This window comes from Pseudomonas sp. LB3P14 (genome assembly GCF_054898045.1).
In genome coordinates, this window is sequence record NZ_CM142714.1 from 3,169,486 (window position 1) to 3,182,068 (window position 12,583).

The window sequence follows — 12,583 nt, forward strand, 5'->3', positions numbered from 1 at the left end:
AGGCTCATGAACCGTAGCGACGTACTGATCATCGGCGCCGGCCCGACCGGGCTGGTGCTGGCGCTGTGGCTGAGCAAACTGGGGATCCGGGTGCGGATTCTCGACAAGACGTCGACGCCCGGAACCACTTCGCGGGCGCTGGCCGTCCAGGCGCGGACGCTGGAGCTGTATCGCCAGCTCGACCTCAGCACTGCTGTGGTGCAGAACGGTCATCGAGTGGGCGCGGCGAACTTCTGGGTCAAGGGCGAACCCGTGGCGCGCTTGCCGCTGACCCGCATCGGCGAAGGCCTGACGCCCTACGCGTTCCTCGAAATCTTTCCTCAGGACGAGCACGAACGGCTGCTGATAGACCGCCTCGAAGCCTTTGGCATCAAGGTGGAGCGCAACACCGAATTAGAGAGTTTCGAAGAAACCGGCGACGGCATCACCGCCTCGCTGCGGTTGGCCGATGGTCAGCAGGAAACCTGTCAGGCCTGCTATCTGGCAGGTTGCGACGGTGCCCGATCGATTGTGCGCAAGACCCTGGACACCGGTTTCCCGGGTGGCACCTACCAGCAGATTTTCTACGTCGCCGACGTGCAGGCCAGTGGGCCGACGTTCAACGGCGAACTGCACGTGGATCTCGATGAAGCGGATTTTCTCGCGGTGTTTCCCTTGGCCGGTACAGGCCGCGCTCGCCTGATCGGCACCGTACGCGACGAGCGCGCCGATCATGCCGAAACCCTCCAGTTTGAAGACGTCAGCAGCCGGGCCATCGAACATATGAAAATAAAGATCGAGCAACTGAACTGGTTCTCGACCTACCGCGTGCATCATCGGGTGGCGGATCACTTTCGCACCGGGCGCGCGTTTCTTTTGGGTGACGCCGCCCACGTCCACAGCCCCGCCGGTGGCCAGGGCATGAACACCGGAATTGGCGATGCCATCAACCTCGCCTGGAAACTCGCGGCGGTGTTGAGCGGCGGCGCTGAGGCCAAAATCCTCGACACTTACGAAACCGAACGCATCGCGTTTGCCCGCAAACTGGTCGCCACCACCGATCGGGTGTTCAGTTTCGTCACGGCCGAAGGGCGCATGGCCGATTTGCTGCGCACGCGTCTGGCGCCGTTCGTGATTCCGAAAATGGCATCGTTTGAGGCGTCGCGCGAGTTCCTGTTTCGGACGGTGTCGCAGATCACCCTGAATTATCGTGGGATGCGTTTGAGCACGGGCGTTGCCGGTCATGTTCATGGTGGCGATCGCCTGCCCTGGGCTCACGACGGTGAAGGGGACAATTTCGAATCGCTGAAGTGTCCGACCTGGCAGGTGCATGTGTATGGCGACACCAGCGACGAAATGATCGCCTGGTGCCACGAACATCATTTGCCGTTGCATGTGTTTGACTGGCGGCCGGCGTTTGAAGCGGCTGGCCTGGGGCGTAACGGGTTTTATCTGTTGCGGCCGGATACGTATGTGGCGATTGCCGACAACTCTGCCGATCCCAAGGTGATTGAGCGGTACTTCCGGGATCACGGGATTCGGCCCTACTTCGGTACTCCCTGATGTGATCGTTCCCACGCTCCGCGTGGGAATGCAGCCCGGGACGCTCCGCGTCCCAGAAGCGGACGCGGAGCGTCCATTGAGGCATTCCCACGCAGAGCGTGGGAACGATCCTGCTTAAACAATTAGATCCCGGCCAGCGCCAGGTCCATCGCAAAGTAGGTAAAGATCAGATCCGCCCCTGCCCGTTTGATCGCGCCAAGGCTCTCACGCACCACGCGATCCTCATCGATCGCCCCGGCCTGCGCCGCGAATTTGATCATCGCGTACTCGCCGCTCACCTGATACGCCGACAGCGGCAAACGCGAGGCTTCACGGATGTCGCGGATGATGTCCAGGTACGCGCCGGCCGGTTTGACCATCAGCGCGTCGGCGCCTTCCTGCTCATCCATCAGTGATTCGCGCACGGCTTCGCGGCGGTTCATCGGGTTCATCTGATAGCTTTTACGGTCGCCCTTGAGCGCGCTGCCGCCGGCTTCACGGAACGGACCGTAGAGCGCCGAGGCAAACTTGGTCGAATAGGCCATGATCGCGGTCTGGCTGAATCCCGCTTCATCGAGCGCCCGGCGAATGGCCTGAACCTGCCCGTCCATGGCCGCCGACGGGGCGATCACATCGGCGCCGGCACGGGCCGCAGCCACCGCTTGTTTGCCGAGGTTGATCAGGGTCTGGTCGTTGTCGACTTCATGGTTGTGCAGCACGCCGCAATGGCCGTGGTCGGTGTACTCACAGAAGCAGGTGTCGGACATCACGATCATGTCCGGCACCGCATCCTTGGCGATGCGCGACATGCGCGACACCAGACCGTTGTCGCTCCAGGTGTCGCTGCCGTTGCCGTCCAGATGGTGCGACACGCCGAACGTCATCACCGACTTGATCCCGGCCCGGGCATAACGCTCGATCTCACCCGCCAGTTTCGACTCCGGAATACGCATCACGCCGGGCATGCTTTTGATGGGTACGAAGTCGTCGATTTCTTCCTCGACGAAAATCGGCAGCACCAGATCGTTCAAGCTGAACTCGGTTTCCTGGAACAGCCTGCGCAGGCTCGCATTGCGGCGCAGACGGCGTGGACGTGCTTCGGGGAACTGACTGGACATGAGGGGTTCCTGAAAAACGGAGGGACAAGACGAAAGTCGTAGGGGGCGAAGCTTATGCCCTGGACCTTGCAGGGCACAAACCTCAGGTGAGGAAAAACCCTTACCGGTTCGGCAATAATCACTGCTCCCCACCGGATGATCGTTCCCACGCTCTGCGTGGGAATGCAGCCAGGGACGCTCTGCGTCCCAAAAGCGTGACGCGGAGCGTCACAAGAGGCATTCCCACGCGGAGCGTGGGAACGATCAAGGCCTCCTTAAAGCGTCAGGGTGCCGCTGATGCAGGTCACCACTGCGCCGCCGATCCAGATCTCGTCGCCCACTTGCTCGACCTGAATGCGCCCGGCGCGGCCCATCGTCAGGCCCTGGCTGGCCACATAGGAAGACGGCGCCAGTCCTTCGCTGAGCAGCCATTGGGCAATCCCGGCGTTCAGGCTGCCGGTGGCGGGGTCTTCCGGCATGCCGTCGCCGGAGATGAACGCCCGCACTTCGAACTGTGCGCCATCGCCATCGCGCTCGGGATGCCAGGGCGCGATGACACCGACGGCCAAGCCGAGCATTTGCGAATGATCCGGTTGCAGGTCCAGCACCTGCTGGCGATCCTCGACCATCACTGCCAGCCATCCAGCGCCGTTATCGACCCACTGGGCCCTGACAATCGCGCCCTGCTCCAACCCGAGCCCTGACCGCACACGCGCCATCAGGTCGACGTCCACCGGCCCGGTTTTTATTAGAGGCGGCGCGAGAAAGGCCAGCTCCGTGCCCTGTCGACGAACCCGGACCAGCCCTACGCCGCACTCCTGAATAATGTCTTCGCCCTTGGGCACGCCACCGGCCTCGAGCCAGGCATGGCAGGTGCCCAGTGTCGGATGGCCGGCGAACGGCAACTCGTTCAGGGTGGTGAAGATCCGTACCCGGTAGTCAGCGCGAGGGTCGCGCGGTTCGAGTATGAATGTGGTTTCGCTGAGGTTGGTCCAGCTGGCAAACGCCGCCATGCGCTCATCGCTGAGCTCATCGGCGCCGAACACCACGGCCAGCGGATTGCCCTTGAGTGCAACGCGGCTGAAGACATCTACTTGCTTGAAATCGAATGAGTGCATGGCCTGCCTTGGTCTTGATCAAATCGAAGCGTTTTACTGGGGGATTTCCAGCCCGCGCATCACCGCCGGCCGCGCCAGAAAGCGCTCCAGCACCCGCGTGACGTTCGGGAAGTCGTTGATGCCCACCAGCTCGCCGGCCTCATAGAAGCCGATCAGGTTACGCACCCAGGGGAAGGTCGCGATGTCCGCGATGGTGTAACGCTCACCCATGATCCAGTCGCGCCCTTCCAGGCGGTGGTTGAGGACATTGAGCAGGCGTTGGCTTTCATCGACGTAGCGGTCGCGCGGACGTTTGTCCTCGTAGTCCTTGCCGGCAAATTTGTTGAAAAAACCGAGCTGGCCGAACATCGGCCCGATGCCGCCCATCTGAAACATCAGCCACTGAATGGTTTCGTAACGCGCTGCCGATTCCTGGGCCAACAATTGCCCGCTCTTGTCGGCCAAGTAGATCAGAATCGCCCCGGATTCGAACAGCGCCAGGGGTTGGTCCCCCGGACCGTGGGGGTCGAGGATCGCCGGGATCTTGTTGTTGGGGTTCAGCGAAAGAAATTCGCGGGACAGCTGATCATTGGCATCGAAGCCCACCCGATGCGGTTCATAGGGCAGTCCGATCTCTTCAAGCATGATCGACACCTTGACGCCGTTGGGTGTCGGCAAGGAGTAAAGCTGGATCCACTCGGGGTACTGGGCGGGCCATTTTTGAGTGATGGGGAATGCGGACAAATCGGTCATGGGGGAGCATCCACGCAGATAAAGTAGGCGCTAATCATAATGTAGGACCTGCCGTAGGCTGCGATCTTTTGGCGTTATCAATATTGCTGATGAGCGAGATCAAAAGATTGCAACCTTTCAGCGACGCCTCACGTGTACTGTGTCCATAAATCCGCAACATTCTGTCGATAACCTCTGCGCCATCCCATCTCAGGTTGCCGATACAGTGCTGCGCACTCGCTCGGATCGAACCAATTGGGCTTCAGAGGACTCTGAAGATTGCCTTTTCGGAAACGGACCGGCGCAACGACATGGAAAACACCCGAAGCTGGGAGCTCGTGGTGTAAAGGTTTGTCAGCCTTAACCGAATGCGCTGAAGATCACCTATTCAAATGATGAACCTTTTGAAACTCGTCAAACGCTTCAAACATCGCGCGTATGTCGTCCTGCCCTCCCTGTTGGCGGCCAGCGCGCTGTTCCTGTTCCTTGAGTCCAGCGAAAGCCGCGCTCAACCGGCAGACGGCACCCAGACGCTGGTGTTCCTGCGCCACGCGGAAAAACCCGAAGGTGGCCTCGGCCAGCTCAACTGCCAGGGCCTGAATCGCGCCATCGACCTGGCCACCTTGCTGCCGGAAAAATTCGGCAAGGCCAACTACGTGTTTGCCGCCAACCCGACACGCAATGTCGAGGAAGGCGAACAGGACAACTCCTACAGCTACATCCGCCCCCTGATGACCATCAACCCCAGCGCGATCAAGCTTGGCTTGCCGGTGAACATCAACTTCTCGGCCAACGACACCAGCGACCTGGCCGATGAATTGCTCCACGACAAGTATCACAACTCGGTCATCTACACCGCCTGGTCCCACGGCTACCTGCCCGAGCTGATCAACAAGGTCGCTGGAGAAGCCGTCGGCAAGAAACAGAACATCACCGATGACTGGGAGTCCAGCGACTACGACTCGCTGTACGTGCTCACCCTGACCTGGCACAACGGCAAGGCCAGTGTGCAGAGCCACGCCTACAAGCAAGGCCTGGATAACGGGCGCGTAACCTGTCCAACGTAAGGATGGGTGCTTCAAGTTTTGTAGTGCCTGTTACGGCCTCTTCGTCGGAACGCCGCCCGGAGCAGGCTCGCTCCCACAGTTGATTTTCGTCGTACACAAACACTGTATTCACTGAAGACCCTGTGGGAGCGAGCCTGCTCCGGGCGGCGTTCCGACGAAAAGGCCGGAAAAACCACCGTCATCCTCGCTGACTGACTCGATCTCGCAAGTATTCGAGCACGGCATCCCGCTCCCCGGCAAACTCAATGCGCAACCCCTTCTTCTCCCGCTGAAACGCATACATCGGGTCGTAATACTCGCGAAGCAACCCTTCGATCCACCCCCGATGCAGGTCCACTGCCCCACTGCTCGCCTGCGCCGCCAGCGCGTCTTCCATCAAAATCAACATCCGCCGATGCCGTTCACCGCCCAACCGTTTCTGCACATTGTTCAGGCTCTCCAGCAAGCGCTCGGAAAACAGCGCAAAGCCTTCATCGCCATGCACGCCGATGAACTCGGCACACAAGTCCACCACGTAATCGCGCAGGATCCGTTCGACCCGCCCTTCCAGGCTGTCTTCAAGCCAGACCATCGGAAACTGTTGCATGCCCTGATACAGCGGCAACGGCAGCGCACAACTGCCGATCGCGCGGCTCTCGTCCTCCAGCACAAACTGCTCGATGCCGTGGGCGCGCTTCTTCAGCACGTCCACCGCCAGGCGGTTTTCAAAATCGATGTTGGAGGGTTGGCCGGTGGCGCGTTTACCGAAACTGGAGCCGCGATGATGGGCGTGACCTTCAAGGTCCAGCCCGTTGCTCAACTGCGTGAGCACTTCGGTTTTGCCAGTGCCGGTCATGCCGCCCAGCAAGACAAAATCACACCGGGCAATGGCCTGATCGACCGTGTCGAGCAAGAACGTGCGCATGGCCTTGTAGCCGCCACCGACGCGCGGATAGTCGATGCCCACCTCGTCCTTGAGCCATTGCTGGACGATCTGCGAACGCAATCCACCGCGAAAACAATACACATACCCATCTGGATGAGCCCGGGCAAAATCGGCCCAGGCCTGGATGCGCTCTGCCTTGATGTCACCGGACACCAATTGATGCCCCAGGGAAATGGCCGCTTGTTGACCGTGTTGCTTGTAACAGGTGCCAACCCGTTGCCGCTCGTGGTCATTCATCAACGGCAGATTGACCACACCAGGGAACGAACCTTTGAGAAACTCAACCGGCGCGCGGGCATCCATCATCGGTCGGTCGTTGAGGAAGATGTCGCGATAATCGGTGGAGTCCATAGACATTAAGACACCTCAACCGCGTTGGTCTGTCGCTCGATCAGTTCACCGATCGGCTCAAGGTTCAGACCAAGCTCAGTGGCCACTTTGAGGAAGTGTTCGTTGCCTTCGGGGGTGACCGCAACCAGCAGGCCACCGCTGGTCTGCGGATCGCAGAGCACGCGTTTGTGCATTTCCTGAAGACGTCCAAGCTTGCTGGCGTAGCTGTCGAAGTTACGCAGCGTCCCGCCCGGCACGCAGCCTTGGTCGAGGTAATACTCGACACCCGGCAGACGCGGCACACGGTCGTACTCGATGCGAGCGGTCACGTTGCTGCCGTCGGCCATTTCCACCAAATGCCCCAGCAGACCAAAACCGGTGACGTCGGTCATCGCGGTGACGCACTCGAGTTTGCCGAAGCGGCTGCCGGGCTTGTTCAGGGTGCACATCCAGTCGCGCGCCAGGCCGATGTCGGCATGGCGCAACTTGCCCTTCTTCTCGGCGGTGGTGAGGATGCCGATGCCCAGAGGTTTGGTGAGGTAGAGCAGGCAACCGGCGGTGGCGGTGTCGTTGCGCTTCATGTGGCGCTTTTGCACTAAACCGGTCACGGCGAGGCCGAAGATCGGTTCCGGCGCATCGATGGAATGCCCACCCGCCAGCGGGATCCCCGCTTCATCGCAGACCGAACGCCCACCGCGAATCACCTCCCGGGCAATCTCCGGCGCCAGTACGTTGACCGGCCAGCCAAGGATCGCAATCGCCATCAACGGATCGCCGCCCATGGCGTAGATGTCGCTGATGGCATTGGTGGCGGCGATGCGGCCGAAATCGAACGGGTCGTCGACGATCGGCATGAAAAAGTCGGTGGTCGACACCACGCCGCGTTCTTCATCGATGGCGTACACCGCCGCGTCATCGCGCGAGGCGTTGCCTACCCAGAGTTTCGGATCAAGGTTCTGCGCCCCGCTGCCGGCCAGAATCACCTCCAGCACCTGCGGGGAGATTTTGCAGCCGCATCCTGCGCCGTGGCTGTACTGGGTCAGACGAATCGGTTCGCTCATGGGGGGACACACCTCGTGAAGTCAGTGCCGAAGAGTCTACATCAACGTCGTCTCCCCCGAGGCCCCACGAATCGTTGACCGAAAGGACAGTTAAGCCAGCAATTCCCTAGCCTTTTCCGTGCATTGAGCAAAACTGGTATGCCTTGTGCAAACGTTTGCGAGTCGCTGATACAAGCGTTTTCGCTACATAACTGCGCAAGCCCGCAGAACCGGGCCTTCGATCCGCACGAAAAGGGACTTTTAATGCACCGCACGTCCAGCCGCGTGACTTGCTCGCGCACTTTTGCTGTTTCCTTGCTGCTGGCCAGCGTTACAGGACTACTCAGCAGCACCGTTTTGGCGCAACCCGCCCCCGCCGAAGAATCCGCCCAGGGCGAAACACTCAGTCCTGAAGCCAGCCCACCGAAAAAAGGCGTGTACCTCTCGGACTGGTTCAACCAGGACCTGACTGTCATCGGCAGCAAAGACATCAGTTTCGGCCCGCAACCGGCCGACGACATTTATCTGGAATACGAGTACTTCGGGCGCAAGGGGCCGTTCGAGTTGTATGGCTACATCGACATCCCGAAAATTTTCGACATCGGCAACAGCCATGACAAAGGTGTGTGGGACCACGGCTCGCCGGTGTTCATGGAGCACGAACCGCGAATTTCCATCGACTACCTCGCCGGCCGTAGCCTGGCCATCGGGCCGTTCAAGGAATGGTACGTCGCCTTCGACTGGATCTATGACCACGGCAGCAACAGCGCCAACCGCGCCAATACGCTGTACAGCGGTTTGGGCACCGACATCGACACCCATTCGCGGGTCAACCTGTCGGCCAACTTCTATGGGCGCTACCAGTGGGAAAACTACGGCGCCAGCAATGAATATTCGTGGGACGGCTATCGCGCCCAGCTCAAATACATCGTGCCGATCAGCAGCTTCAGCAACGGCGCGTCATTGACCTACATCGGGTTCACCAACTTCGACTTCGGCTCGGACCTGCACAAGGACAACCCGGCTCGCACGGCCAACGCCACGGTGGCCACCAACGTCTTGCTCTACTCGTTTACCCACTTGCGCTTCACTCTGGTCGGCCGTTATTTCCACAACGGCGGCAACTGGGAGGATGGCAGCGAGTTGAATTTCGGCGACGGTAATTTCCGCGCCCGTTCCGACGGCTGGGGTTACTACGCCGGCGTCGGTTATCAGTTTTAAACGTGTTTGAATCAGGAGGTTTTATGCATGCAATGACGCGTCTTTCCCTGGCCTGTGCCGCCCTGCTCTCTTCAACGGCCTGGGCGACTGAAGCGCCGATCCAGCCGAAAGTGATGCTGATCACCATGTTCGCCCCCGAGGCTCAAAACTGGATCGATCGATTGGAACTCAAGCAGGAAGTGCGGGTGCCGGGCCTGTCCGCCGAGTACCCGACCGTTCGCTGCAACAGCCAGCAGGTGTGCCTGATGGTCACCGGCATGGGCCAGACCAACGCCGCGGCTTCTACCCTGGCCCTGGCGCTGTCGTCTAAATTCGACCTGCGTAAAAGCTATTTCCTGATCGCCGGGATTGCCGGCATCAGCCCCAAACACGGCACCATCGGCACCACCGCGTGGGCACACTATCTGGTGGAATTCGGCACCCAATGGGAGCTGGATTCCCGGGACGCGCCGAAAGACTGGCCGACCGGTTATATCGGCATCAACACCAAAGGCCCGAACGAAAAGCCGCCACTGGATTACAAGACCGAAGTCTTCGAACTCAACCCGACGTTGCAGGCCAAGGCCTTTGCCCTGAGCCACAACGTCGAGCTGAGCGAGAGCAAGGAGTCGATGGCGTGGCGGATGAAGTATCCGTCTGCCCCGGCCAATCAGCCGCCGGCCGTGACTCAGTGCGACACGCTGGCGGGCAATACTTGGTTTTCCGGGACGCGGTTGAGTGAGCGCGCCGAGGTCTGGACCAAACTGCTGACCGATAACAAAGGTGAGTACTGCACGACGCAGCAGGAAGACAACTCCACTTATGAAGCGCTGCTGCGGGCCAGTCGTGAGGGATTGGTCGATGTCCAGCGGCTGGCGGTGGTGCGTGCGGGTTCCGATTTTGATCGGCCGGCTCCGGGCCAGAGCGAGGTGGATAACCTGCTCAAGTACGCGGATCAAGGTGGGTTTGTGCCGGCGCTGGAGAACCTGTACCGGACGGGGAATCCGTTGGTGCAGGAGATTTTGAAGAACTGGTCGGCGTGGGAGAACGGCGTCCCCGAGGCTTGATCTGGCAATACAAAACCTTGTGGGAGCGGCGGTGCGGCCGCCGCTCCCACATTTGAATGGGGTTATGGCAACAAAATCACCTTGTCACTGCCGCCCTGATTCACTTCCGCATACCGCGCCAGCCCTTCCGCCAACGGCGATTCAAGCAAGCCCTCGGGCAACGGCAACAACCCCTGATCGAAGAATTTGCCGAACTGATCAAGCATCGCCGCACACGCCTGGACGTCGTACAGCAACGAGTTAATCCCCACCACCGAACCGCCTTTGCGATACAGCGCCAGGGCCGGCAATTGCACCATCCCGTCCACCGGCGCGGCGATGATCGCGATGCGACCGAACGCGGCCAGTGCAGGTACCGAGGCCGGCAGCCAGAAACCGGTGGTATCGAATATCACATCGGCGCCGCCGGCATACACGGCATTCACTTGCGCACCGAGATCCTCGGGTTTATCCAGTTGCAGCGCCTGATACCCCTGGGCCTGCAAATCCTTGACCTGCTCGGGCCGCCGCGCCGCAGCCAATACCTGGGCGCCACGCACCTTGGCCAGCGCCAACGCCGCGCTGCCAACCGCCCCACCGCCGATCACCAACACGCGAGTGCTGGCCGTCACCAGGCTGCGCTCCAACGCATCCCACGCCGTGGTGTACGGCACGCCGAGGCTTGCAGCCTGGGCAAAGCTCAGATGGGTCGGCTTTTGCGCCACGCCATTGGCCGGCAGTTTGACGAATTGCGCATGCGAGCCATCGGAGAAAAAACCCAATTCACGGCCGGTGCCCCAGACTTCCTGGCCGATCAGCGCCTGCGGGCCTTCAACGACCACACCGGCGAAATCACGACCTGGAATCCGCGGCAGGGTGGTGTAGGGAAAGCGCCCCAACACGTTCTTCACATCGCTGGGGTTGAGGCCGGCAGCCTTGATCTGGACCAGCACTTCATCGGCGCCGGGGACGGGGGTGGGAACCTCAACGTAGCGCAGGGCCGAGAGGTCACCGGTCTTGTCGAACTGCAGTGCTTTCATGGGAGTTTCCATCGAATAGTTGAAGGATTTCAGGAGATCCAGCCAGCCACCAGTTGCCGACCCATTGGCCACAACTTTTCACCGGCAAGCATGCCAAGCAGCCCCACCAGCGCGATGGCCGGTGGTGCGGGGGAACGAAAATCCAGAGCGCCGTAGAGCAGACCGACGCCCAGGCCGATGACCAATGAGATGAGGTAGCTCATGGCTGACTCCGTGGGCAATTAAGGTATGCCCAGAGTCTAGAGATCGGTAGCAACGAGCACCGGCCAAGTGCTTCTGAATATCGGCCAAAGCGTTTTCAATCCTGACGTTGGCTCGCCGAAAACTGCGAAGGCGCGACACCCAGTTCCCGGCGGAACATGTCGCTGAAGCTGCTCGGCGAATAACCCAGCTCCCGGGCAATCGCACTGACCGGTACGCCCTGGATCAACTCAGCCACCGCCGTCGCCAGTTGCACCTGGCGCCGCCATTCGGCGAAGCCCATGCCCAAACCGTCCTTGAACAGCCGCGCCAGGGTACGCACGCTGGCACCGGCGTTTTCGGCATGTTGTTCGAAGGCAATGTCCAGCGATGGCGCGGCCATGACCGCCTGACACAGGTTCATCAGGCGCCGGTCGGAATCATCCGGCAGTGGGATTTTCAGCAGCGAGCGCCTGGCTCGCCTAAGCTCCAGCAACGCCAGGCCGACCAGCGCTTCGTAATACTCGGGCGCGCCATCATTGCCCTGCTCCACCAGCCCGACGATCAGCTCACGCAGGAGCCCGCCGACTTCGATCACCTGGACACTGTCATCAAGCGTTGCCGCCAATGACGGCCGGAGGTAGATATTGCGCATCTGCAAGTCCGAGACTACGCGAATCCCGTGGGGCACACCCGGCGGCAGCCACACCGCACGTTGCGGTGGCACCACCAGCGCTTCATGGGGCGTCTCGACCCACATCACCCCGCTCATCGCATACAGCAACTGCCCCCATACATGCTCATGCGGCTCGATGTACAACCCGCGCGGATAGGTGCGCGCCAGCGGTTGCACGGGCACGTCGGTGTCACTCAGGTCTGGGGGCGCGGCAAGGGCCATGGGCAGCAATCGTTGGGGATTTCAGAGAATGCATGGTAACGAGCCACCGCCCTTGTCGCTACTGGCGGCATCCGTCTGACAATCCGAGTGAATTTTCCGTAACCCCAACGATCCTTGTATTACCACAGGGAGGAATACGGGCTATATGAACAACGCAAAACTTTTCGTCATTGAATACACCCTTCATGGCGCCCCCAAGTCTTTCATCATCCGCCTGGACAAGATGGATAACGCGGAGGCTTGGCATTGGGCAAGTTGCGACGCGGGGGTCGGACGAATCCCTCGATTCGGCCGAGAGAAGGTGCAAAAAACCAGCAAGCCGATGGCGGAGAAGTTCGGGGTCGAAAATGTGAAGTGGCGGCCGGCGAACTGAATCAAGGAGGATAGAGAAGTCACAAACTGAAAGTGGA

The 12,583-nt window shown here is 60.5% G+C and carries 13 protein-coding genes; 5 read left to right on the top strand and 8 right to left on the bottom strand.

Annotated features, from left to right (window positions below; translation table 11 throughout):
- Positions 1-6 precede the first annotated feature (6 nt).
- On the top strand, positions 7-1,542 hold the full coding sequence (locus ACYZT5_RS14815; protein ID WP_462051751.1) for an FAD-dependent oxidoreductase: 1,536 nt from the start codon (positions 7-9) through the stop codon (positions 1,540-1,542).
- Between the two features lie 122 nt (positions 1,543-1,664).
- Here ACYZT5_RS14815 and hemB read toward each other — a convergent pair whose 3' ends face one another.
- From hemB to ACYZT5_RS14830, 3 genes are all read right to left on the bottom strand, one after another.
- Positions 1,665-2,639, bottom strand: coding sequence for a porphobilinogen synthase (hemB, locus tag ACYZT5_RS14820; RefSeq protein WP_462051752.1), 975 nt, complete (start codon positions 2,637-2,639; stop codon positions 1,665-1,667).
- 254 nt (positions 2,640-2,893) lie between these two features.
- The gene (locus tag ACYZT5_RS14825) at positions 2,894-3,736 is read right to left on the bottom strand and encodes a PhzF family phenazine biosynthesis protein (RefSeq protein WP_462051753.1); all 843 of its coding nucleotides are present in this window, start codon (positions 3,734-3,736) and stop codon (positions 2,894-2,896) included.
- A 33-nt stretch (positions 3,737-3,769) separates the two neighbouring features.
- A complete protein-coding gene (locus ACYZT5_RS14830; protein WP_462051754.1) occupies positions 3,770-4,468 on the bottom strand; it encodes a glutathione binding-like protein in 699 nt (232 codons plus the stop codon).
- Between the two features lie 371 nt (positions 4,469-4,839).
- Here ACYZT5_RS14830 and ACYZT5_RS14835 point away from each other — a divergent pair, with 371 nt between their 5' ends.
- Complete coding sequence (locus tag ACYZT5_RS14835; protein ID WP_462051755.1) at positions 4,840-5,514, top strand: histidine phosphatase family protein; 675 nt, start codon at positions 4,840-4,842, stop codon at positions 5,512-5,514.
- A gap of 178 nt (positions 5,515-5,692) precedes the next feature.
- Here the strand turns inward: ACYZT5_RS14835 and mnmH are convergent, their stop codons facing one another.
- Entirely contained in the window at positions 5,693-6,796 is a 1,104-nt protein-coding gene (gene mnmH / locus ACYZT5_RS14840) for a tRNA 2-selenouridine(34) synthase MnmH (protein ID WP_462051756.1), read from the bottom strand.
- Positions 6,796-7,830 (bottom strand): selenide, water dikinase SelD, encoded by a 1,035-nt coding sequence (gene selD, locus ACYZT5_RS14845; RefSeq protein WP_462051757.1) that lies wholly within the window; start codon positions 7,828-7,830, stop codon positions 6,796-6,798. The genes mnmH and selD overlap by 1 nt, the downstream gene beginning before the upstream one ends.
- Positions 7,831-8,073: 243 nt before the next feature.
- Here selD and ACYZT5_RS14850 point away from each other — a divergent pair, with 243 nt between their 5' ends.
- Together ACYZT5_RS14850 and ACYZT5_RS14855 are read left to right on the top strand one after the other, a co-directional pair.
- Positions 8,074-9,030, top strand: coding sequence for a nucleoside-specific channel-forming protein Tsx (locus ACYZT5_RS14850; protein WP_095128842.1), 957 nt, complete (start codon positions 8,074-8,076; stop codon positions 9,028-9,030).
- 23 nt (positions 9,031-9,053) lie between these two features.
- Positions 9,054-10,076, top strand: a complete 1,023-nt coding sequence (locus tag ACYZT5_RS14855) for a purine-nucleoside phosphorylase (RefSeq protein ID WP_462051758.1) — start codon at positions 9,054-9,056, stop codon at positions 10,074-10,076.
- A 62-nt stretch (positions 10,077-10,138) separates the two neighbouring features.
- Here the strand turns inward: ACYZT5_RS14855 and ACYZT5_RS14860 are convergent, their stop codons facing one another.
- From ACYZT5_RS14860 to ACYZT5_RS14870, 3 genes are all read right to left on the bottom strand, one after another.
- Positions 10,139-11,095 (bottom strand): quinone oxidoreductase family protein, encoded by a 957-nt coding sequence (locus ACYZT5_RS14860; protein ID WP_462051759.1) that lies wholly within the window; start codon positions 11,093-11,095, stop codon positions 10,139-10,141.
- 29 nt (positions 11,096-11,124) lie between these two features.
- Positions 11,125-11,298, bottom strand: a complete 174-nt coding sequence (locus ACYZT5_RS14865) for a DUF1427 family protein (RefSeq protein ID WP_081744004.1) — start codon at positions 11,296-11,298, stop codon at positions 11,125-11,127.
- Between the two features lie 95 nt (positions 11,299-11,393).
- Positions 11,394-12,173 (bottom strand): AraC family transcriptional regulator, encoded by a 780-nt coding sequence (locus ACYZT5_RS14870; protein WP_462051760.1) that lies wholly within the window; start codon positions 12,171-12,173, stop codon positions 11,394-11,396.
- 145 nt (positions 12,174-12,318) lie between these two features.
- Here ACYZT5_RS14870 and ACYZT5_RS14875 point away from each other — a divergent pair, with 145 nt between their 5' ends.
- Positions 12,319-12,546: a DUF6555 family protein gene (locus ACYZT5_RS14875; RefSeq protein ID WP_008152143.1), complete on the top strand. Its 228-nt coding sequence runs from the start codon at positions 12,319-12,321 to the stop codon at positions 12,544-12,546.
- Positions 12,547-12,583: the final 37 nt, after the last annotated feature.

What these genes read in the sequence shown, in the direction of transcription:
- ACYZT5_RS14850 (WP_095128842.1), top strand. Translation starts at nt 8,074, where the DNA reads ATGCACCGCACGTCCAGCCGCGTGACTTGCTCGCGCACTTTTGCTGTT.
- ACYZT5_RS14830 (WP_462051754.1), bottom strand. Translation starts at nt 4,468, where the DNA reads ATGACCGATTTGTCCGCATTCCCCATCACTCAAAAATGGCCCGCCCAG.
- ACYZT5_RS14815 (WP_462051751.1), top strand. Translation starts at nt 7, where the DNA reads ATGAACCGTAGCGACGTACTGATCATCGGCGCCGGCCCGACCGGGCTG.
- ACYZT5_RS14825 (WP_462051753.1), bottom strand. Translation starts at nt 3,736, where the DNA reads ATGCACTCATTCGATTTCAAGCAAGTAGATGTCTTCAGCCGCGTTGCA.
- ACYZT5_RS14875 (WP_008152143.1), top strand. Translation starts at nt 12,319, where the DNA reads ATGAACAACGCAAAACTTTTCGTCATTGAATACACCCTTCATGGCGCC.
- ACYZT5_RS14860 (WP_462051759.1), bottom strand. Translation starts at nt 11,095, where the DNA reads ATGAAAGCACTGCAGTTCGACAAGACCGGTGACCTCTCGGCCCTGCGC.
- mnmH (WP_462051756.1), bottom strand. Translation starts at nt 6,796, where the DNA reads ATGTCTATGGACTCCACCGATTATCGCGACATCTTCCTCAACGACCGA.
- ACYZT5_RS14870 (WP_462051760.1), bottom strand. Translation starts at nt 12,173, where the DNA reads ATGGCCCTTGCCGCGCCCCCAGACCTGAGTGACACCGACGTGCCCGTG.
- ACYZT5_RS14855 (WP_462051758.1), top strand. Translation starts at nt 9,054, where the DNA reads ATGCATGCAATGACGCGTCTTTCCCTGGCCTGTGCCGCCCTGCTCTCT.
- ACYZT5_RS14835 (WP_462051755.1), top strand. Translation starts at nt 4,840, where the DNA reads ATGATGAACCTTTTGAAACTCGTCAAACGCTTCAAACATCGCGCGTAT.
- ACYZT5_RS14865 (WP_081744004.1), bottom strand. Translation starts at nt 11,298, where the DNA reads ATGAGCTACCTCATCTCATTGGTCATCGGCCTGGGCGTCGGTCTGCTC.
- selD (WP_462051757.1), bottom strand. Translation starts at nt 7,830, where the DNA reads ATGAGCGAACCGATTCGTCTGACCCAGTACAGCCACGGCGCAGGATGC.
- hemB (WP_462051752.1), bottom strand. Translation starts at nt 2,639, where the DNA reads ATGTCCAGTCAGTTCCCCGAAGCACGTCCACGCCGTCTGCGCCGCAAT.